The sequence below is a fragment of the Rhodopseudomonas palustris genome (assembly GCF_013415845.1).
GTDB lineage: Bacteria > Pseudomonadota > Alphaproteobacteria > Rhizobiales > Xanthobacteraceae > Rhodopseudomonas > Rhodopseudomonas palustris_F.
The window spans coordinates 416,734-436,160 of record NZ_CP058907.1 but is presented as its reverse complement, the minus strand read 5'-3'; the positions used below and the strand labels follow the sequence as shown (position 1 = coordinate 436,160).

General features: G+C 66.2%; 15 protein-coding genes and 1 pseudogene. 12 read left to right on the top strand and 4 right to left on the bottom strand.

All coding sequences use genetic code 11. The features are described from left to right. Positions 1–26 precede the first annotated feature (26 nt). Positions 27–401, top strand: coding sequence for a YkvA family protein (locus HZF03_RS02045; RefSeq protein WP_012494129.1), 375 nt, complete (start codon positions 27–29; stop codon positions 399–401). Between the two features lie 18 nt (positions 402–419). On the opposite strand, the gene HZF03_RS02040 is transcribed toward HZF03_RS02045, so the two are convergent. Beyond that, positions 420–1,040: a TetR/AcrR family transcriptional regulator gene (locus HZF03_RS02040; protein ID WP_119017585.1), complete on the bottom strand. Its 621-nt coding sequence runs from the start codon at positions 1,038–1,040 to the stop codon at positions 420–422. Positions 1,041–1,179: 139 nt separating this feature from the next. Here HZF03_RS02040 and HZF03_RS02035 point away from each other — a divergent pair, with 139 nt between their 5' ends. Continuing rightward, positions 1,180–3,315: a phytoene desaturase family protein gene (locus HZF03_RS02035; protein WP_119017586.1), complete on the top strand. Its 2,136-nt coding sequence runs from the start codon at positions 1,180–1,182 to the stop codon at positions 3,313–3,315. 132 nt (positions 3,316–3,447) lie between these two features. On the opposite strand, the gene HZF03_RS02030 is transcribed toward HZF03_RS02035, so the two are convergent. Then, positions 3,448–4,422 carry an NADPH:quinone oxidoreductase family protein gene (locus HZF03_RS02030; RefSeq protein WP_011155968.1) on the bottom strand — a complete coding sequence of 325 codons (975 nt, stop codon included), beginning with the start codon at positions 4,420–4,422 and terminating at the stop codon, positions 3,448–3,450. 231 nt (positions 4,423–4,653) lie between these two features. Between HZF03_RS02030 and HZF03_RS02025 the strand changes: the two genes are divergently transcribed. From HZF03_RS02025 to HZF03_RS01990, 8 genes and pseudogenes are all read left to right on the top strand, one after another. Continuing rightward, the gene (locus HZF03_RS02025; protein ID WP_119017587.1) at positions 4,654–5,490 is read left to right on the top strand and encodes an SDR family oxidoreductase; all 837 of its coding nucleotides are present in this window, start codon (positions 4,654–4,656) and stop codon (positions 5,488–5,490) included. A 197-nt stretch (positions 5,491–5,687) separates the two neighbouring features. Beyond that, positions 5,688–6,218, top strand: coding sequence for an invasion associated locus B family protein (locus HZF03_RS02020; protein WP_420853836.1), 531 nt, complete (start codon positions 5,688–5,690; stop codon positions 6,216–6,218). Positions 6,219–6,404: 186 nt separating this feature from the next. Beyond that, positions 6,405–7,604: a dual-specificity RNA methyltransferase RlmN gene (rlmN, locus tag HZF03_RS02015; RefSeq protein WP_119017588.1), complete on the top strand. Its 1,200-nt coding sequence runs from the start codon at positions 6,405–6,407 to the stop codon at positions 7,602–7,604. Between the two features lie 4 nt (positions 7,605–7,608). Further along, positions 7,609–8,202, top strand: coding sequence for an HD domain-containing protein (locus HZF03_RS02010; RefSeq protein WP_119017589.1), 594 nt, complete (start codon positions 7,609–7,611; stop codon positions 8,200–8,202). Further along, on the top strand, positions 8,202–8,702 hold the full coding sequence (locus HZF03_RS02005; protein ID WP_011155962.1) for a hypothetical protein: 501 nt from the start codon (positions 8,202–8,204) through the stop codon (positions 8,700–8,702). The genes HZF03_RS02010 and HZF03_RS02005 overlap by 1 nt, the downstream gene beginning before the upstream one ends. Next, complete coding sequence (locus tag HZF03_RS02000; RefSeq protein WP_119017590.1) at positions 8,699–9,478, top strand: phosphatase PAP2 family protein; 780 nt, start codon at positions 8,699–8,701, stop codon at positions 9,476–9,478. The genes HZF03_RS02005 and HZF03_RS02000 overlap by 4 nt, the downstream gene beginning before the upstream one ends. Before the next feature lie 100 nt (positions 9,479–9,578). Further along, the gene (gene argG / locus HZF03_RS01995) at positions 9,579–10,916 is read left to right on the top strand and encodes an argininosuccinate synthase (RefSeq protein ID WP_119017591.1); all 1,338 of its coding nucleotides are present in this window, start codon (positions 9,579–9,581) and stop codon (positions 10,914–10,916) included. Between the two features lie 241 nt (positions 10,917–11,157). Next, positions 11,158–12,914 (top strand): annotated as a pseudogene (locus HZF03_RS01990) (alkaline phosphatase). Positions 12,915–12,929: 15 nt separating this feature from the next. Here HZF03_RS01990 and HZF03_RS01985 read toward each other — a convergent pair. Next, the gene (locus tag HZF03_RS01985; protein ID WP_011155958.1) at positions 12,930–15,167 is read right to left on the bottom strand and encodes a putative bifunctional diguanylate cyclase/phosphodiesterase; all 2,238 of its coding nucleotides are present in this window, start codon (positions 15,165–15,167) and stop codon (positions 12,930–12,932) included. Between the two features lie 379 nt (positions 15,168–15,546). On the opposite strand from HZF03_RS01985, the gene mepA reads away from it, so the two are divergent. Continuing rightward, a complete protein-coding gene (mepA, locus tag HZF03_RS01980; protein ID WP_119017592.1) occupies positions 15,547–16,509 on the top strand; it encodes a penicillin-insensitive murein endopeptidase in 963 nt (320 codons plus the stop codon). 24 nt (positions 16,510–16,533) lie between these two features. On the opposite strand, the gene HZF03_RS01975 is transcribed toward mepA, so the two are convergent. Then, a complete protein-coding gene (locus HZF03_RS01975; protein ID WP_119017593.1) occupies positions 16,534–18,327 on the bottom strand; it encodes a potassium/proton antiporter in 1,794 nt (597 codons plus the stop codon). A 195-nt stretch (positions 18,328–18,522) separates the two neighbouring features. Between HZF03_RS01975 and map the strand changes: the two genes are divergently transcribed. Further along, positions 18,523–19,347: a type I methionyl aminopeptidase gene (gene map / locus HZF03_RS01970; protein WP_119017594.1), complete on the top strand. Its 825-nt coding sequence runs from the start codon at positions 18,523–18,525 to the stop codon at positions 19,345–19,347. Positions 19,348–19,427: the final 80 nt, after the last annotated feature.

The following is a 19,427-nucleotide window of genomic DNA, read 5'->3' as shown; positions in this document are numbered from 1 at the left end:
GGGTTCGCGGCCGCTGGAGTACTTCAATGACGACTGATCACAGCGTGGGGTTCGAACCTGCCGACCGCTTGGCGCAGGATCCTGAACAGGTGCGCCGGCGGTTCTGGCGCAAGATCAAGAGCGTTGCGGTCCGGCTGCCGTTCGTCGAAGACATTCTCGCGGCGTATTACTGCGCGTTCGACCGGCAGACGCCGCGGCACGTCCAGATCGCGCTGCTCGGCGCGATCGCTTACTTCATCTTGCCGTTCGATTTCCTGCCCGACATTCTGCCGGTGCTTGGCTTCACCGACGACGCCGCGATCCTCGCCACCGCACTGCGGATGGTCGCCAGCAACATCACGCCCGAACACCGCGAAGCCGCGCGCGCAGCGATGCAGCGCGGGCTGGAGGACGAGGCGTAACAACGCTGCCGAACGGCCTCAGGCCGGCTCGATCATCCGCGCCATCACCTGCGTCGCCAGCGCTGCCCGCTGCGCAATCGCATCCGCGCTGATCGGCGGCTCACCGAGCAGCACCTGCAGCGGCGTGATGCCGATCAGCACCGAAAAGAACACGCTGATCAGCGTCGCGACCTGCTCGCGGCGAATGATGCCGCGAGCAGCAGCCTGCTCGAAGAACCGGGTCGCGGCTTGCGTCACCGGCGCCCGACCGCTGGCTTCCAGCTCTCCTGCGACCGAACCACCGCCGCGCGCCGCCTCGGCGATCGCGAGCCGATACATCGCGGTCCGCTCGGGATGCAGGAGCTCGCTAAGGAAGATCCGGCCGAACTGCTCCAGCACGACGAGAAACTGCTGCCGGTTTTGTGGCTCGGGGAGCTCCGGCGATGGCTGCATCTTGGTGGCGCCATAGCGGATCAGGGCCGTCAGGATCTCCTGCTTGCTGGCGAAGAACTCGTACAGCGTCCGCTTCGAGGTCCTGGCCCGGCGGACGATCTCGGCGGTGGTCGCCGCCTCGAACCCCTTTTCGACGAAAACATCGAAGGCCGCCTGCAGGATCGCGGCGCGGCGCGCGTCGTGCACTGGTTCTTGTTGTTTTTCCATGACTTAGGTAATCGGCCGGGTTTGGGACAGATTCTGGTACCATTCAGTACCAGATGTGATAGGATTGGTACCAAGTGGTACCGCAAGCAGAACCGAGGTCAAAGCCGGTTTTTAGCGGACCCTGAGCCCCGGAGGCAGCATGAAGACCTTCCTGACGGTGAAGCTGGTCCTGGTTCCCTTTGCGGTGTTCTGGGCACTGCTGGCGCTCCATCAACCCTCCTGGGCGATCTGGCTCGGCCTCGGGCTGTCTCTGGCGGGTAATGCCTGGCGGGCGTATCGCAGCGAGCTGTTCGTGCTCGAAGCCGGCGGGCTGGCGCTATTCGCAGCTCTCGCAGCGCTCTCACTGATCGCGCCTGCTGTCGCCGCCGGCAACGCGCTGTGGCTGTCGTTCGCGGGGCTGGCCGGGATCAGCGCGCTCAGCCTAGCGGCAAAGCGGCCCTGGACCTCCGACTATTCGCGCGCCGCCCATCCGGACAACGCCGACACGCCGCAGTTCTTCCTGGTCAATGCTGCGATCACCGCTCTCTGGGCGGTGCTGTTCGGCGCGATTGCCGCCTGCCGCTATGTCGACGCGCCGGGCGAGGTCATCACCGCCATCGTCAGCGTCGGCGCGCTGATCTCGATCTTCGGACCGAAGCTGGCCATTCACCTGATCCTGAACCGAATGGCGGCGTCGCGGGAAAGCTATCGCTGGCCGGCGCCGTCGTTCGCGCCGTTCGAGGGGCAGGATTGCGACGTCGTGGTGATCGGCTCCGGCATTGGCGGCCTGACGGCGGCGGCGCTGCTCGCCGACGCCGGGCTGAAGGTGAAAGTGTTCGAGCAGCACGTCGTCGCCGGCGGCTATTGCCACACTTATTTGCGCAAGGCGCATCATCGCGGCCGGCCGGTGCTGTACCGGTTCGACGCCGGACCGCACGACTTCTCCGGCGTGCAGCCGGGCGGGCCGTTCGCGACGCTGCTGCAGCGGCTCGGCGTTGGGAATCGCATCACCTGGGAGCGGGTGACGCACAGCTTCCACACCCAGGCGGGCGCGATTGAGGTTCCAGCGGACTGGCGCGACTACGTCCGGCTGCTTGGTGAGCGGTTTCCGGCCAGCGCCGCCCGCCTCTCGGCCCTGTTCGACGAGATCAAAGCGATCTTCGACGACATGTTCGCGACCGCCGCCGGCCGCGGCGGCGTGCCTGGAATGCCGTCGAGCATCGATGAGCTGCTGGCATTTCCGCGCAACCACCCGCACGCCTATCGCTGGATGAATCGGCCGTTCGCGGACCTAGTCGCGACCTATGTCCAGGATCCCGCGGCGGTGGCGTTCATCAACGGCCTCGCCGGCTACATCGGTGACGGCAGCGAGCCGCCGACCTGCGCCCGGATGGTGCCGATCTTCGGCTATTACTTCCACGGCGGCTACTATCCGCGCGGCGGCTCGGGCGTCGTCTCCGACGCGCTAGTCGCGGCGATCGAGGCGCGCGGCGGCGAGGTAAACCTCAAGTCGCCCGTGGCACGCATCCTGGTTGAGAACGACACGGCCGCCGGCGTGGTGCTCGGCAACGGGGCGACGGTGCGGGCCCGCGCGGTGATCTCCAATGCCGACCTGAGGCGCACGCTGCTCGACCTCGTCCCATCCGAGGCGCTGCCGCAGCACGCCCGGCGCTGGATTACCGAGGCGGCGCCGGCAAATTCCTGCTTCAGCGTGTATCTCGGGCTCGACTGCGTGCCGGACATCCGCCCGTCGGTGCATCTGCACGCGCCGATGCGGGTCGGGCTGGCGATGATGTCGAAGCTCGACCCAACCGCCGCACCAGCAGGACACTCGATCCTGTCGCTGATTCATCTGGTGCCCCACGCGGAGGCGAAAAGCTGGTTTCCGCCGGAGCCCGAACACGACTGGAAATCCTGGCGGCGTTCGGAGGCGTATCTGCGCCGCAAACAGGAGCTCGGCGACCGCATGATCGCGGCGGCCGAAACCGTGATCCCCAACCTGTCGCAGCACATCGTGTACCGTACCGATGCGAGCCCGGTGACCTACGCGCGCTACGATTGGGCCAGCTTCGGTTCGATCTACGGCATGTCGCACGCCGGGCAGCTCAAAGGCTCGAAGTCGCCGCTGCGCAATCTTGTCATCGCGGGCGGCGGCAATATCGGCGCCGGCATCGAGGCCGTGGTGATATCGGGCGCCGAGGCTGCTGAAGCGCTGATGCCGGGACTGCTGGCGAGCGCGCAACCGGTCGCAAGCGAGCCCGCCGCGGCTACGAGGCCGGAGTTGATGCCGGCGTAACGGCGATCACTCGTAGCTCGCTGATACAAGGGTGGGTTAGGCGCTCTTGCGTCGTAACCCACCATCTTCGCGCGGTGATGTGAATCGGTGGGTTACGCGCTGCGCGCTAACCCACCCTACGATTCAGCATTCTCACGGATGCAGGATCACCTTGCCCATCGCCTGACGGCCGGCGAGCACCTTGAGGGCGTCGGCGGTCTGCGCCAGCGGGAAGGTGCGGTCGACGTGCGAGGAAATCTTGCCCTCGGCCGCCCACTTGACCAGCTTCTCGAGATTGGCGCGGTTCTTCTCCGGATTGAGCCGGGTCCACGCGCCCCAGAACACGCCGCGGATATCGCAGCCCTTCAGCAGCGCGAGGTTGAGCGGCATCTTCGGAATGTCGCCGGCCGCAAAGCCGATCACCAGGAAGCGGCCTTCCCAGGCGATCGAGCGCAACGCAGCCTCGGCGTACGTGCCTCCGACCGGATCGAAGATGATGTCGACGCCCTTGCCGCCGGTCAGCTTCTTCAGACCCTCTTTCAGATCTTCGGTCGCGTAGTTCAGCGTCAGTTCGGCGCCGTGCTGCTTGGCGAAAGCCAGCTTCTCCTCCGACGAGGCGCAGGCGATCACTTTGAGGCCCATCAGCTTGCCGAGCTCGCAGGCTGCGAGGCCGGTGCCGCCGGCAGCGCCGAGCACCGCCAGCGTCTCGCCCGGCTTCGGGCTGGCGCGGTCTTCCAGCGCATGCAGCGCGGTGCCGTAGATAATGATGATGCCGGCGGCGCGGTCGAAATCGAGATTATCGGGAATCTTCACGATCATCTGTGCCGGCAGCGCGATCTTCTCGCGCGCGCCATTGTGACCGCACGAGGCCACCACGCGATCGCCGACCTTCAGGTCGGTGACGCCTTCGCCGACGCTTTCGATCACGCCCGCGACTTCCGCACCCGGCGAGAACGGGAACGGCGGCTTGATCTGGTACTTGCCTTGGATCATCAGGATGTCGAAGAAGTTCAGCGCCGCCGCCTTGACCGCGATCACCGCTTCACCGGGGCCGGCGACCGGATCGGGCACGTCGGCGTAAACGAGATCGTCGGGACCGCAATATTGCTGGCAGAGAATAGCCTTCATGTATCCACCCGGGTGCGAGGTTTCTGATTGCCTGCCGTTCTGCCGGATTTGCACGCGAGGGACAATCGGATTCGGCCCGCGCGCTCTGCCGTGTCGTCATTGCCGGGCTTGACCCGGCAATCCATCCGTTCTCGAAAGATGATGGATGCCCGGATCAAGTCCGGGCATGACGCTGCATGTGGGACTAATTCCGCACGAATTCCGCTTCGCGGTTAATCAAGGAGGCGCGCGATGTTCGAGGCTGGACTGCTCGCGAACAGACGGATTCTGATTACCGGCGGCGGCTCCGGACTCGGCGCCGCGATGGCGGCACGCTTTGCCGAACTCGGTGCGTCGCTGGTGCTGTGCGGCCGACGCGCCGAGGTGCTGCAAGAGACCGCGGAGCAACTCCGGTCACACGGCAACCAAGTCGACACCATCGTGTGCGACGTGCGCGATCCGCAAGCGGTCGAAGCCATGCTCGACGAGATCTGGCGCACGGCGCCGCTTGACGTACTGGTCAACAACGCCGCTGCGACCTTCATCGCACAGACCGAACGCCTGTCGGCGCGTGCCGCCGACGCGATCCTGGCGCCGACGCTGCACGGCGCGATGTACTGCACGCTCGGCGCCGGCCGGCGCTGGATCGACGGCGAACATGCGGGCGTCGTGCTCAGCATCCTGTCGACCTCGACGATCACCGGCCGCGCCTTCACGGTGCCGTCAGCAATGGCCAAGTCGGCGGTGCTGGCGATGACCAAGAGCCTCGCGGTCGAATGGGGACCGAAGCAGATCCGGTTGGTGGCGATCGCGCCGGGTGCATTTCCGACCGCGGGTGCAACCGCGCAGCTCAGGCCCGACGGCCGCTCCGCCAATCCGGCGGACCGGGTGCCACTCGGCCGAGTCGGTCGCCACGACGAACTCGCCAATCTCGCCAGCTTCCTGATCTCCGATCAGGCCGGCTACATCACCGGCGAGATGGTGGTGCAGGACGGCGGCACCCATCTGCGCAGCTCCGGCGCCGAAGACCTGCTGCAATGGAACGATCAGCAATGGTCCGCGCATCGGGCCGGGCGGGCCAAATCCTGACGGTACGCCAGCTACATGCCGAGGCCGATCGGCGGTGAGCAACGCCCGCTGACGGCTTTCCAGAATCGACCGGCCCGGTTATTCCGGGCGTCGTGACCAGCGACCCCCGCGAGCCATTTTGCAGTCACAATGATGAGGGACCAGACTTGCCCATGATCATGAGGCGAATGCTGATTGCCGCGTTGGCGGGTTCATTGATGGTTGCAGCGGGCAACGCTGCAGTGGCGCGCGAAGCCAAGGGCAAACCGGCCGCGACGCCGGCGGCCGCCTCGGGCGGCGGGGAGCCGACGCTGATCGGCCAGTTCGGCAGCTGGGGCGCCTATACGGCGTCCCCCGGCGGCAAGAAGGTGTGCTTCGCGCTGGCCAAGCCCTCGTCCTCGAAGACCACCCCGCCGAACCGGCCGCGCGATCCGGCCTATGCGTTCATCTCGACCCGGCCGTCCGAAAAGGTGGTCAACGAGGTCTCGGTGATGGTCGGCTATCCGCTGAAGCCGGGCTCGGAATCGGCCATCGAGGTCGCCGGTAGCTCGTTCGCGATGTACACTCAGGGCGACGGCATCTGGATCAAGAACGCCGCCGAGGAAGAACGGCTGGTCGAGGCGATGCGCCGCGGCGCCGAAATCACCGTCAAGGGTGTCTCCGCCAAGGGAACCGCCAGCACTGACGTGTTTTCGCTGAAGGGGCTGGCCCAGGCGCTCGACAAGGTGGCGCAGGCCTGCGGCAGCTGAGAGCCCGCCCCGCGGGCCGCCGCTATTGAGGCCGGCCGCCCCGTTCGGTAAAGCATTCCGGCACAGACGACCCGCCAGCCGGCGACAACCGGGCGGCGGGTTCTTATATGCATGGCGACCGGCGGCTTGTGCCCCGCTCTGCACGCCCGGCGCGGATTGGCCGGCCACCAACCTGAACGTGATGCGATGACGCCTTCTGCAGCCTCGGCCCTGGTCGAGAAGACCCCGCTGGAAACCTATGTGCCGCCGGCCAAGCCGTCGCTGATCGGGCTGTCGCGGGCGCAATTGTGCGACCGGCTCGGCGACGTCGGGGTGGCGCCGCCCCAGCGCAAGATGCGGGCGCAGCAGCTCTGGCACTGGATGTATGTCCGTGGCGCCCGTGACTTCTCCGAAATGACCAATGTCTCCAAGGAGATGCGGGCAACGCTGGCGGAGCACTTCACGGTCGACCGGCCCGAAGTTGTGGCCGAGCAGATTTCGGCCGACGGCACCCGCAAATGGCTGCTGCGGCTGCCGAGCGGCGGCGACGGCCAGAAGGCTCACGAGGTCGAGTGCGTCTATATCCCGGAGACCGACCGCGGCACGCTGTGCGTCTCCAGCCAGGTCGGCTGCACCCTGAATTGCGCGTTCTGTCACACCGGCACCCAGCGCCTGGTGCGCAACCTCACTGCCGGCGAGATCGTCGGCCAAGTGATGGTGGCGCGCGACCGGCTGGGTGACTGGATCGACCGCGAGACCCCGAACGGCAACCGCCTGATCACCAACATCGTGATGATGGGGATGGGCGAGCCGCTGTACAATTTCGATGCGGTGCGCGACGCGCTGCTGATCGTCTCCGACAATGAAGGCATCGGCATCTCGCGGCGGCGGATCACGCTGTCGACCTCCGGCGTGGTGCCGAACATCAAGCGGACCGGCGACGAGATCGGCGTGATGCTGGCGATCTCGCTGCACGCGGTGCGCGACGAACTCCGCGACGAGCTGGTGCCGCTGAACCGCAAATATCCGCTGAAGGAATTGCTGCAGGCCTGCCGCGACTATCCGGGCGCGTCCAACGCTCGCCGCATCACCTTCGAATACGTGATGCTGAAGGGCGTCAACGACTCGCTCGACGATGCGCGCAAGCTGGTACAGTTGCTCAAGGGAATTCCGGCCAAGATCAATCTGATCCCGTTCAATCCATGGCCGGGCTCGAACTACGAGTGCTCGGACTGGGACCAGATCGAGAAGTTCTCGGAATACATTTTCAACGCCGGCTACTCGTCGCCGGTGCGCACCCCGCGCGGCCGCGACATTCTGGCGGCCTGCGGCCAGCTCAAGTCCGAAACCGAAAAGCTCTCGGTGCGCGAACGCAACGCGCTCCGCGCGATGGCGATGACGGACTGATCCAATGCTGCCCGCCAACGAGATCAAGGGCGTGCTCGCCTTCCTGCGGGAAGCCGAGCGGCTCAAGAGCGTGATCCGCAGCGGGTACACGTCCACCGGCCGCCCCGAGAGCACCGCCGAACACACCTGGCGTCTGTGCCTGATGGCGATGCTGCTCGCCGACGGGCTCGGCGATATCGACGTCGCTCGCCTTTTGAAGATCTGCATCGTCCACGACCTCGGCGAAGCCCTGCACGGCGACGTGCCGGCGGTGGCCCAGGTGGAGGGTGACGACAGAGTCGCACGGGAGCGCGCCGATATCGAAACTCTGACGCAGTCGCTCGACGATAACCGCCGCGCCGAGCTTCTGGGTTTGTGGCACGACTACGAGACCGGAGCCTCGCCGGAAGGACGGCTCGCCAAGGGGCTCGATAAGCTGGAGACCATCCTGCAACACACCCAGGGCCTCAACCCGGCCGACTTCGACTACGCGTTCAATCTCGATTACGGCGCCAGGCACACCGCAGTTCATCCGCTGGTGAGCGCGATCCGCGCCGAACTCGACAACGACACCAGGGCGCGGATGGCAGCGCAGCAAGCTTCCGGAGCACCCCACTGATGGCATTGCTCGGCCGCCTGTTCGTGATCGCGATCGGCTTTCTGCTCGCCTCGATCGCCGCCGGCCTGGTGGTGGTCGGGATGCTGCTGTTTCCCGAGCTGAGCCAGATCGCCGACGGCCCGATCGACCCCGACGCGCTGAATATCATGATGGGCTTCGGCTTCATCTTCGTGTCCGGCTTCGCCCTGCTGCCGGCGCTGGTGGTGGTGCTGATCACCGAGGCGTTCTCGATCCGCAGCGCGCTGGCCTATGCGATCGGCGGGGGCCTGGTCGGAGTGGCCTGCTATCTCGGCCTGGTGCCGTTCGATCCCGCGACGCTGCATTTCGATGGCATCATCCGCCGCCACCTCGAAATCATGACCGGGGCCGGCATCGTCGGCGGCATGGTGTATTGGCTGGTCGCTGGCCGCAACGCTGGCGCCTGGCGCGATCCGCCGCGCCGGCGTGCGCCCTTGCCGCCTTCCCAACCCGAACCGCCTCCGGTAAACCGCGCCCCATGAACCGCAACGGACTTCTCATCGCGCTGGCGCTGTTCGCCGGCATCGGGCTGACGTTCGGTCTGTTTCCGGGCCTCGACCTGTGGCTGGCCGGCCTGTTCTACGACACGGCCGCCAAGACCTTCCCGATGCGCGCGATGCCGGATCTCGAATTCGCCCGCGACTTTGCGATGTGGGTCGCCTGGGCGATCGCGGCGCCGTCGATCTTCGCGCTGGTCTATAAGATGATCCGGCCGGACCGGCCGCTGGTGATGCCCGGCCGTACGGTGGCGTTTCTGCTGATCAGCATCACGCTGTCGGCCGGCGTCCTCACCAACATGACCTTCAAGAGCCATTGGGGCCGGCCGCGGCCGGCCGCGGTGACCGAATTCAATGGCCCGTGGCAGTTCAAGGCGTGGTGGGACAATTCCGGCGCCTGCCCGAAGAACTGCTCGTTCTTCTCCGGCGAGGGCGCCACCGCCTATTGGACCTTCGCGCCCGCGGCGCTGACCCCGCCGGCGGTGCGCCCCTACGCCTATGCGGCGGCCTTCACCTTCGGCACCGTCACCAGCGGCCTGCGGATGGCATTCGGCGGACACTTCTTCACGGATGTGGCCATCGCCGGCCTCGTCACCTTCCTGGTGATCTGGCTGCTTTACGCACTGATCTACCGCTGGGCCTGGAGCCAGACCTCGGACGAGGCGATCGACGCGGCGCTGACCCGCGCGTTCTGGCCGCTGTACCGGCTGCGGCTGAAGAAATGGCGCGGCCAGGACATCGGCCCGGCGCCGGCCGCCTGAGCCGCATCCGCACCTCCGCCGCGATTAAACGCGTGCCGCTGGCCGCGAAGTTTGATATGCGCGCAGCAACCGCAACTGCTTCAACCGATTGGGACTTCCAATGACTACGATCTTGAAAAGCCTGCCCAAGGGCGAAAACGTCGGCATCGCTTTCTCAGGGGGTCTCGATACCAGCGCGGCGCTGCTGTGGATGAAGCAGAAGGGCGCCAAGGTGTTCGCCTATACGGCGAACCTCGGCCAGCCCGACGAGGCCGACTACGACGCGATCCCGCGCAAGGCGATGGAGTTCGGCGCCGAGAAAGCCCGGCTGGTCGATTGCCGCACCCAGCTGGTGCACGAAGGCATCGCGGCGATCCAGGCCGGCGCCTTCCACGTCTCGACCGGTGGCATCGCGTATTTCAACACCACCCCGCTCGGCCGCGCCGTGACCGGCACCATGCTGGTGTCGGCGATGAAGGAAGACGGCGTCAACATCTGGGGCGACGGCTCGACCTACAAGGGCAACGACATCGAGCGGTTCTACCGGTACGGCCTGCTGACCAATCCGGCCTTGCGGATCTACAAGCCCTGGCTCGACCAGCAGTTCATCGACGAGCTCGGCGGCCGCGCCGAGATGTCGGCATTCATGACTTCGCACGGCTTCGCCTACAAGATGAGCGCCGAAAAGGCGTACTCCACCGACAGCAACCTGCTCGGCGCCACCCACGAGGCCAAGGACCTCGAACATCTCGACAGCGGCATCAAGATCGTCAACCCGATCATGGGCGTGCCGTTCTGGCGGGACGACTGCGCGGTGAAAGCCGAAGCCGTCACGGTGCGGTTCGAGGAAGGCCAGCCGGTCGCGCTCAATGGCCAGACTTTCACTGATCCGGTCGCGATGTTCTACGAAGCCAATGCCATCGGCGGACGTCACGGCCTCGGCATGAGCGACCAGATCGAGAACCGCATCATCGAGGCCAAGAGCCGCGGCATCTACGAGGCGCCCGGCATGGCGCTGCTGCACATCGCCTATGAGCGGCTGGTCACCGGCATTCACAACGAAGACACCATCGAGCAGTACCGCATCAACGGCATGAAGCTCGGCCGGCTGCTGTATCAGGGCCGCTGGTTCGACTCGCAGGCTTTGATGCTGCGCGAGACTGCGCAGCGCTGGGTCGCCCGTGCCATCACCGGCGAGGTGACGCTCGAACTGCGCCGCGGCAACGACTACTCGATCCTCAACACCGTCAGCCCGAACCTGACCTACGCGCCGGAGCGGCTGAGCATGGAGAAGGTCGAGGACGCGCCGTTCACGCCGGCCGACCGCATCGGCCAGCTCACTATGCGCAACCTCGACATCACCGACACCCGCGCCAAGCTCGGCCTCTACGCCAAGACCGGCCTGCTGTCGTCCGGCGAAGGCACGCCGATCCCGCAGCTGGAAAACGACAAGGGCTGATAGCAACTCACCGTCATTCCGGGGCGCGAGCGCAGCTCGCGAACCCGGAATCTCGAGGTTGTTGAACGACCGGCAGTGCCCCAAACGTCGAGATTCCGGGTTCGCGCGAGCTTGCGCTCACGCGCCCCGGAATGACATGCGTGGTTGGTTGCTAAGATCGAGCAACAGCCACCGCCATGCGCCTTCGTCATCCAGCCGTCATTTGCCGCTCATACGGTCCGCGCGCCAATCAGGACCGTTTATGATGACCAAGCATATTGTCGCGACGGCGTTTGCGTCACTGATGTTCGTTTCAGCCGCTTCGGCCCAAACCATTTATCCAATCGACCGCGCCGAGATCCTGGCCGGCACCAGATTCGACCTCAAGGTCGAATTCGCCGGCGAAGTCACCGCCGATAAAGCCAGCATCACCATCAATGGCGCTGACGCCGCGAGCGTGTTCGGCAAGGCGCCGGAGCTGATCGCGCAAGAAGCGGGCCAGCCGCGATCGGCGCTGTTGCTGCGCGACGTGACGCTGAGCACGCCCGGCCGCTACACCGTCGAAGCCGGCGACGGCGCTGCGCGCCGCAGCGTGAGCTGGACCGTGTACGACACCGGGCCACGCTGGGCCAAGAACGTGATCCTGTTTATCGGCGACGGGCTGTCGCCGGCGCATCGGGTGGCGGCACGACTGCTGTCGAAAGGCATTCAGGAAGGCCGTGCGGGCGGCAAGCTGGCGATCGACGATATGCCGCAGATGGCGCTGGTCTCGACCGCGGGCAGCGACTCGATCATCACCGACTCGGCCAATGCGGCCAGCGCCTACGCGACCGGCCACAAGGCCGCCGTCAACGCGATGGGGGTCTATGCGGACCGCACCCCCGACCCGCTCGACGATCCCAAGGTGGAAACGCTTGCGTCGGTCGCGAAGCGACGGCTGGGGCTGTCGATCGGCATCGTCACCAACACCGAAGTGGAAGACGCGACGCCCGCCGCGGTGATCGCCCACACCCGCCGCCGCGCGACTTATGACGACATCGTCGCGCAGTTCTATGCCGCGCAGCCCGACGTGCTGATGGGCGGGGCGCCGCTTACTTCCTGCCAAAGAGCGCGAACGGCAAGCGCAAGGATGATATCGATTATCTGGCGAAGTTCCGCGACGCCGGCTACGCGGTCGTCACTAACACGACCGACCTCGACGCGGCGAGCAAGACGGGCCCGCGAAAACTGCTCGGCCTGTTCGCGCCCGGCAACATGGACGGCGTGCTCGACCGCCGTTTCCTGAAAGGTGGTGGCGTCGCCAAGAACCCCGACCAGCCTGATCTGACCCAGCAGGTCGCGGTCGCGCTCGATGTGCTGTCGAAGAACGACGCGGGCTTCTTCCTGATGGTCGAATCCGGCCTGATCGACAAATACGCCCATGCGCTCGACATGGAGCGCGCCGTCTATGACACCATCATGCTCGACAACGCGGTGCGCCAGACCCGCGACTGGGCCAAGGCCCGCGGCGACGACACGCTGATCCTGGTGGTGGCCGATCACAACCATCCCAACGCGCTGGTCGGCACCGTGCGCGACGATCTCGCCGAGGGTGACGACGTGCCGCTGCGCGAGCGGATCGGCGTGTACGAACGCGCCGGCTTTCCGAACTATCCGGCACCCGATGCGGACGGCTATCCGGACCGCGTCGATGTCAGCCGGCGCATCGCGATCTTCTCGGCCAGTCTTCCGGATCACTACGAGACGCTGCGGCCGAAGCTCGACGGGCCGAACCAGCCGACCGAGGCGGGCGACAAGCCCGGCACCTTCAAGGCCAACGACAAGTACAAGGGCGTGCCCGGGGCGGTGCTGCGCATCGGCAATCTGCCGGCGATGATGAATGCCAGCGTGCACTCCGGCGAGGACGTGATCCTGACCGCCGCCGGCCCCGGCAGCGACCGCGTTCGCGGTTCGCTGGAGAACACCGACGTGTTCCGGGTGATGGCCGACGCGCTGGGCCTCGGCGCCGAGGCCAAGTAGTAGGCGGCGCGAGGTTTAAGCTACCCGCGCCGATCCCATCGCAAACTCTGCACCGGCGGAGGCTCCGCTCTGCTGCAGGTCGAGTAGCCCGGTGATTTCGGCGTTCGGGCGGGCCTGGCTGAACAGGAAGCCTTGCGCCTCCTGGCAGCCTTCTGCACGCAGCCAGCTCAGCTCCGCCTCGCTTTCGACGCCCTCGGCCGTGATGGTGACGCCGAGGCCGTTGCCGAGACTGATGATCGAGCGCACGATCGCCTGGGATTCGCGATTGTCGCACAGCCCGCGGACGAACGACTGATCGATCTTGATCTTGTCGAACGGGAAGCTGCGCAAATAGCTCAGCGACGAATAGCCGGTACCGAAATCGTCCATCGAGATCCGCACCCCGAGGGCGCGCAGCGCATGCAGCGTCGCCAGCACCTGGCTGCTCTTTTCGAGCAGCAGCGTTTCGGTGATCTCGAGCTCCAGCCGGCGCGGCGGCAGGCCGGATTGCTTCAGCGCATCCATCACCACCGACAGCAGATTGCCGACCCGGAACTGCAACGGCGACAAGTTGACGGCGACGCGGACATCGTCCGGCCAGCGCGCAGCATCCATGCAGGCCGAGCGCAGGATCTGCGCGCCGATGGCGTTGATCAGTCCGGTGTCTTCGGCGACCGGAATGAATTCGGCCGGCGAGATCATGCCGCGCTCAGGATGCGGCCAGCGTACCAACGCTTCGCTACCTGTGATGCGGCCGTCGGCGAGGCGGACCAGTGGCTGATAGTAAGGGCGCAGCACTTCGTGCTGCAACGCTGCACGCAGATCGGTCTCGATCTTGCGCCTCGCTTGGGCACGCGCGTCCATCCCCACTTCGAAGAAGCTGAAGGTGCCGCGGGTGTCTTTCTTGGCGCGCGACAGCGCCATGTCGGCGTTCATCAGCAGTTTTTCGGAATCGTCGCCGTCGCCGGGCGCCACCGCGATGCCGATGCTGGCGCCGACCACCACCGAATGGCCTTGCAGCAGATAGGGCTCGGCGATCGCGTGCAGCAGCCGCTTAGCAAGCAGCACGATATCCTCGGGCCGCTTGATGCCGGTCTGGATCACGGCGAATTCGTCGGAGTTGAGCCGCGCCAGCGGATCTTCCTCACGCAGCGTCGAGCGCAGCCGGCGGGCGACACCGCGCAGCAGCTTGTCGCCGACCGCATGGCCGAGCGTGTCGTTGACGGCCTTGAAATTGTCGATGCCGACGAACAGCACCGCGATCTTCTCGCCGGTGCGTCGGGTCTGAATCAGCAGCTCGTCGAGCCGCTTGCGCAGCGAATTGCGGTTCGGCAGTCCGGTGAGGCCGTCATGATGCGCCATGAAGGCGAGCCGCATCTCGGCGCGCTTGCGCTCGGTGATGTCCATCAGCGCCAGCAGCACCGCGGGCTCGCCATTATAGGTGAGCTGACGGGAGTAGATCGCCAGATCGATCAGCGAGCCGTCGGCCTTAACGTGCTTCCAGGTGCGCGCGGTGCGCTCTTCATGGGTGTGGTTGCCGGCCCAGGGCAGCTCGGTCTCGAATGCCTGCAGGCGGCGGATCGTCAGCGAGGCGAATTCGGACGGCGAGTAGCCGTAGTGCTCGACCGCGGCATCGTTCACGGCGAGGATGCGTTCGTCGTTCACCGCGCAGACGATCATCGGCACCGGATTGCTTTCGAACATCAGCCGGAACGAGGCTTCGCGCTGCTTCAGCTCGGTGATGTCGACGCGCAGGCCGATGATGCCGCCGTCGGAAGTGGTCCGCTCTTCGATCTGGATGCAGCGGCCGTCGGCCAGCACCTGCTCATGGCTGGAGCCGGGATTAAACATCCGCTGCAGCCGCTCGGCGATCCATTCTTCCTCGCGGCCCTCGGCCTCCGGATAGTCGCCGCGCGCGATGCCGATGCGCATCGTATCCTGGATCCGCGCGCCGGGACTGAACTGATCGGCGCTTGCCTTGTAGATCTCGGCGTAGCGCTTGTTCCAGAGGATGTAGCGGCCCTCGGCATCGAGGAACACGATACCTTGGGGCAGGATGTCGATCGCCTCACGCAGCCGCGCGTGCGAGCGCCTGGCTTCCTCCAGCGCGGCCGCTACCGCGCGCTCACCTTCTGCAACATCCGCCGGCCGCGCCGTCCGGCGCGGTTTCGACAACGTCTTGGGGGCGGGCAGCGCGCTGCGGCGCGGCTTGGCGCTGCCGGCAGGCGGACGGATTCGGGCCGTCTTCTTTTTCTTCAGCCGGACTTGCGGCATTCACCACGCCCCACCAACACGCAAATGACGCCCTGGTTGTGCAATAAGTGTCTGAAAAAATTGTATAACGGCAGGGATGTCGCAGGCTGGAAGGGGGCGGGCCGGACCGGGATGTGCTCGCCGGGCAGGCAAGTCGCAGGTTCAAGACGGTGTCGAATAACCTCCAGCAGAGGGATTCGACGGTCTTTCCGCGGACTCCAGCCCGACATTGCCCACGCGGTGAGCGATTGCCCACCCGGCGCTGCAAATTGCGCCAGACTCCGGCAAGGTTAGCGTGGGCTTAAGAACGGACGAATTCAGCGGAAGTCATCCCCGCCCGGCCAAGCCAAAGCCCCCGCGTGCCCGTCGAGATCAGGCGCGCGTGCGGTATAGTGATGGAATGCGCCGCGCGATTCTTGCTGCTCCGGTCCGGCTCGCCAGCTTACTTGCTGCGATGATGTCGCTCGTCCCGGCTGCCGTGGCCCAGGACAAAGGCACGCTCGATCCCAAACCGCTGCCTCCGCTGGCGCATCCGGACGATCCCAACCTCGCGGCACGCGAGCTGTTCGCCCGCAAGCTGCGCCCAACCGCGCAACAGCCCCGCCCGATCGGATTCTACGCCAAGGGCTGCATGGCCGGCGGCATTTCACTACCTATCAACGGGCCGAGCTGGCAGGTGATGCGCCTGTCGCGCAATCGGGCGTGGGCGCTTCCCGCCACCGTACGGCTGATCGAGCGAGTCGCCGACAAGGCGCGCGAGCAGGCGGGCTGGAACGGTATCCTGGTCGGCGACATGTCCCAGCCGCGCGGCGGGCCGATGCTGACCGGCCACGCCAGCCACCAGGTTGGGCTCGACGCCGATATCTGGCTGACGCCGATGCCGAACCGGCAATTGTCGCGCAACGAGCGCGAAGAGATGTCGGCGGTGATGATGGTCCGCAGCGACCGGCTGGACATCGAGCCGTCGGCCTGGACGCCGACGCATTGGAAGGTGATCCGCGCCGCGGCGCTGGAGCCACAGGTGGACCGAATCTTCGTCAACGCTGCGATCAAGAAGGCGCTGTGCCGCGAGGCCAAAGGCGACCGCGGCTGGCTGCACAAGGTGCGGCCGATGTACGGCCACGATTACCACTTCCACATCCGGCTGCGCTGCCCCGCCGGTATCGAGGGCTGCGAAGCGCAGGCCGAACCGCCGCCGGGCGAAGGCTGCGATGCCTCCGACTTCGCCTACTGGTTCAGCGACGCAGTGCTGCATCCGAAGCCGCCGCTCAAGCCGCCTCCGCCGCGGCATCAGCTCACGCTGTCGGAACTGCCGGCCGAATGCCGGACGGTGCTGAACGCGCCCGACAAAAAGCCGGACTAATCACTTCGTTTGAGTTGTTCCAGGCTACACGCCGGCCAGCAACGACCAGACCTCCGACAGCTTGGTCCTGACTTTGGTGAGCCGGGTCGGCGTCGGAGCTTCGTCTTCTTCCTCCGGCAGCCGCAGGCCGACCACATTGACGCGGCCGCCGCCGAGGCTGCGCGCCACCAGCACGATCGAATCCAGTGGCAGCGTCGCGCCGACCATCGGGGCCTGATCGAGATAGATGTCGAAGTAATCGGCCAGCGTCAGCGCCTCCTGGCCGGGCGGCACGCTGATTCCGTAGGCGGCGGCGAGATCGCCGAGCGAGGTCTCGCCCGGCACGATGAAGTCGCCGAGCAGATGCGGATCCGGCGCCGTCGACGGCGGCATGTCGACGAAGAAGCGATCGAGCGCCGCGGCCTTCTCGGGCGGCGCCAGCAGATAGACGTAGTCGCCGGGGGCCACCGGCTCGGCCTCTTCGGGGGTGAGAATGCGTTGATCGCGGATCACCAGCGTCGGCTTCGACCACGACGGGATCAGGCCGCGCTTCAGATACAGGCTCTTCGGCCGGACCGCATAGCCGACCAGCTGCTGTTCGAGCTGGCCGGGCAGATCCAGTTCGATACGGCGCGGGCCGCGATCGGAGCGCGGCAGCGCGACAAGCAGCTTGCGGGCCGCCGGCGCCAGCGTCCAGCCCTGCAGCATCAGCGAGATCAGCACCACCACGAAGGCGACATCAAAATACAGATACGCCTTCGACAACCCGACCAGCATCGGGATCGACGCCAGAAAGATCGCGACCGCGCCGCGCAGGCCGACCCAGGCGATAAACAGCCGCTCCCGCCAGTTGAAGCGGAACGGCGCCAGGCAGATGAACACCGCGAGCGGTCGCGCCACCAGCATCAGGGCGAGCGCGATCACCACCGCCGGGCCGATGCTGCCCATCAGCCGCTGCGGCGATACCAGAAGGCCGAGCAGCACGAACATCACGATCTGCGCCAGCCAGGTGGCAGCATCGAGAAACGCCACCACGGAATTGTGCGCGCGGGTCGGCTGATTGCCGATGATCATGCCGGCGAGATACACCGCGAGAAATCCCGAGGCATGCGACATCTGCGCGGCACCGAATACCACCAGCGCTGCGGTGGTCACGAACGGCGCATGCAGGCCTTGCGGTAGCGCCACCCGGTTCAGCGCCATCACCACGACGCGGCCGCCGACCACGCCGATCACCGCGCCGAGCGCGGCCTCGCGGACGAACTCGATCAGCACATGCAGGATCGAGCTTTCACCGCGCGTGATCAGCTCGACCAGCATCAAGGTGAGGAACACCGCGAACGGATCGTTGGTGCCGGATTCGACCTCCAGGGTCGCACCGACGCGCGGGCGCAGCCGCAGCCCCTGGGCATGGACCAGGAGGAACACCGCCGCTGCGTCGGTCGAGGCGACGACAGCGCCCGCCAGCAGCGCTTCGACCCAGCTCAGATCGAGCGCGTATCGGGCAACCGGCGCGGTCACCAGCGCGGTGAGCAGCACGCCGACCGTGGCCAGCCCCATCGACGGCGCCAGCACCGCCTTGATGCTGGAGAATCGCGTTTTCAAACCGCCGTCGAACAGGATCAGCGCCAGCGCGACCGAGCCGACGAGGTAGGTGGTGCCGAGATCGTTGAAGTTGATGCCGCCGGGACCGGACTCGCCGGCCAGAATGCCGATGACCAGGAACACGAGCAGCAGCGGCGCGCCGAACCGCAGCGCCAGCAGGCTCGACAGGATTCCCGCCATCACCAGGACCGAACCGAGCAGAATGGCGATGCTGACCGAGTCGAGGGACTCCATTGCCTCTCTGCGATTTGGTGAAGGTGCTGTTCATCCTTAACGTCGCCGGATTGCGTCGCCAAGAGAGCATTGCCGCCGAGGCCGCTTACCGCGGCCATGTCCGGCCGGCGACCCAGACGGCCGGCGCCCGCGCTTGCTGCATCGGGCTGCGGTCACTAGATTGGGCTCAAATCACCCTTAAACAGACTGGTCCGCATGAGCTACGTCGACGCCACCGAAACCGCCCAGCGCAAGACCGGGCAGATCAAGCTGCACGGCCCCGCCGGCTTCGCCGGTATGCGCAAGGCTGGCCAAGTGGTGGCGCGCTGCCTCGACGAACTCGTCGACATCGTCAAGCCGGGGGTTCCGACCTCGCGGATCGACGATTTCGTTCGCGACTTCGCCTTCAGCAACGGCGCCTATCCGGCCACGCTGATGTACCGCGGCTACCGCTACTCGACCTGCACCTCGCTCAACCACGTGGTCTGCCACGGCATGCCGGGCGACCGGCCGCTGAAGGAAGGCGACATCGTCAATGTCGACGTGACCATGATCGTCGACGGCTGGTACGGCGATTCCAGCCGGATGTATCCGGTCGGCCCGATCGCCCGCAAAGCCGAGCGGCTGATCGACGTCACCTACGAGTCGCTGTTGCGCGGCATCGCGGCCGTCAAACCGGGCGCCACCACCGGCGACATCGGCCACGCCATCCAGAGCTTCGTCGAACCGCAGCAGATGAGCGTGGTGCGCGACTTCTGCGGCCACGGCCTCGGCCGGCTGTTCCACGACGAGCCGAACATCATTCACGTCGGCAGCCCGGGGCAGGGTGCGGTGCTGAAGCCCGGCATGTTCTTCACCATCGAGCCGATGATCAATCTCGGCAAACCCTATGTGAAGATCCTGTCCGACGGCTGGACCGCGGTGACCCGCGACCGCTCTCTGTCGGCGCAGTTCGAACACTCGATCGGCGTCACCGAAGACGGCTGCGAAATCTTCACCGCCTCTCCCAAGGGCCTCGACAAGCCGCCGTTCCAGGGCTGACGGTCAGCCTAGCGTGGGCACAGCCCTCTCTCGCCCTGACCCATCTGGATTTTCCACCTTCGTCATTCCGGGGCGCCACG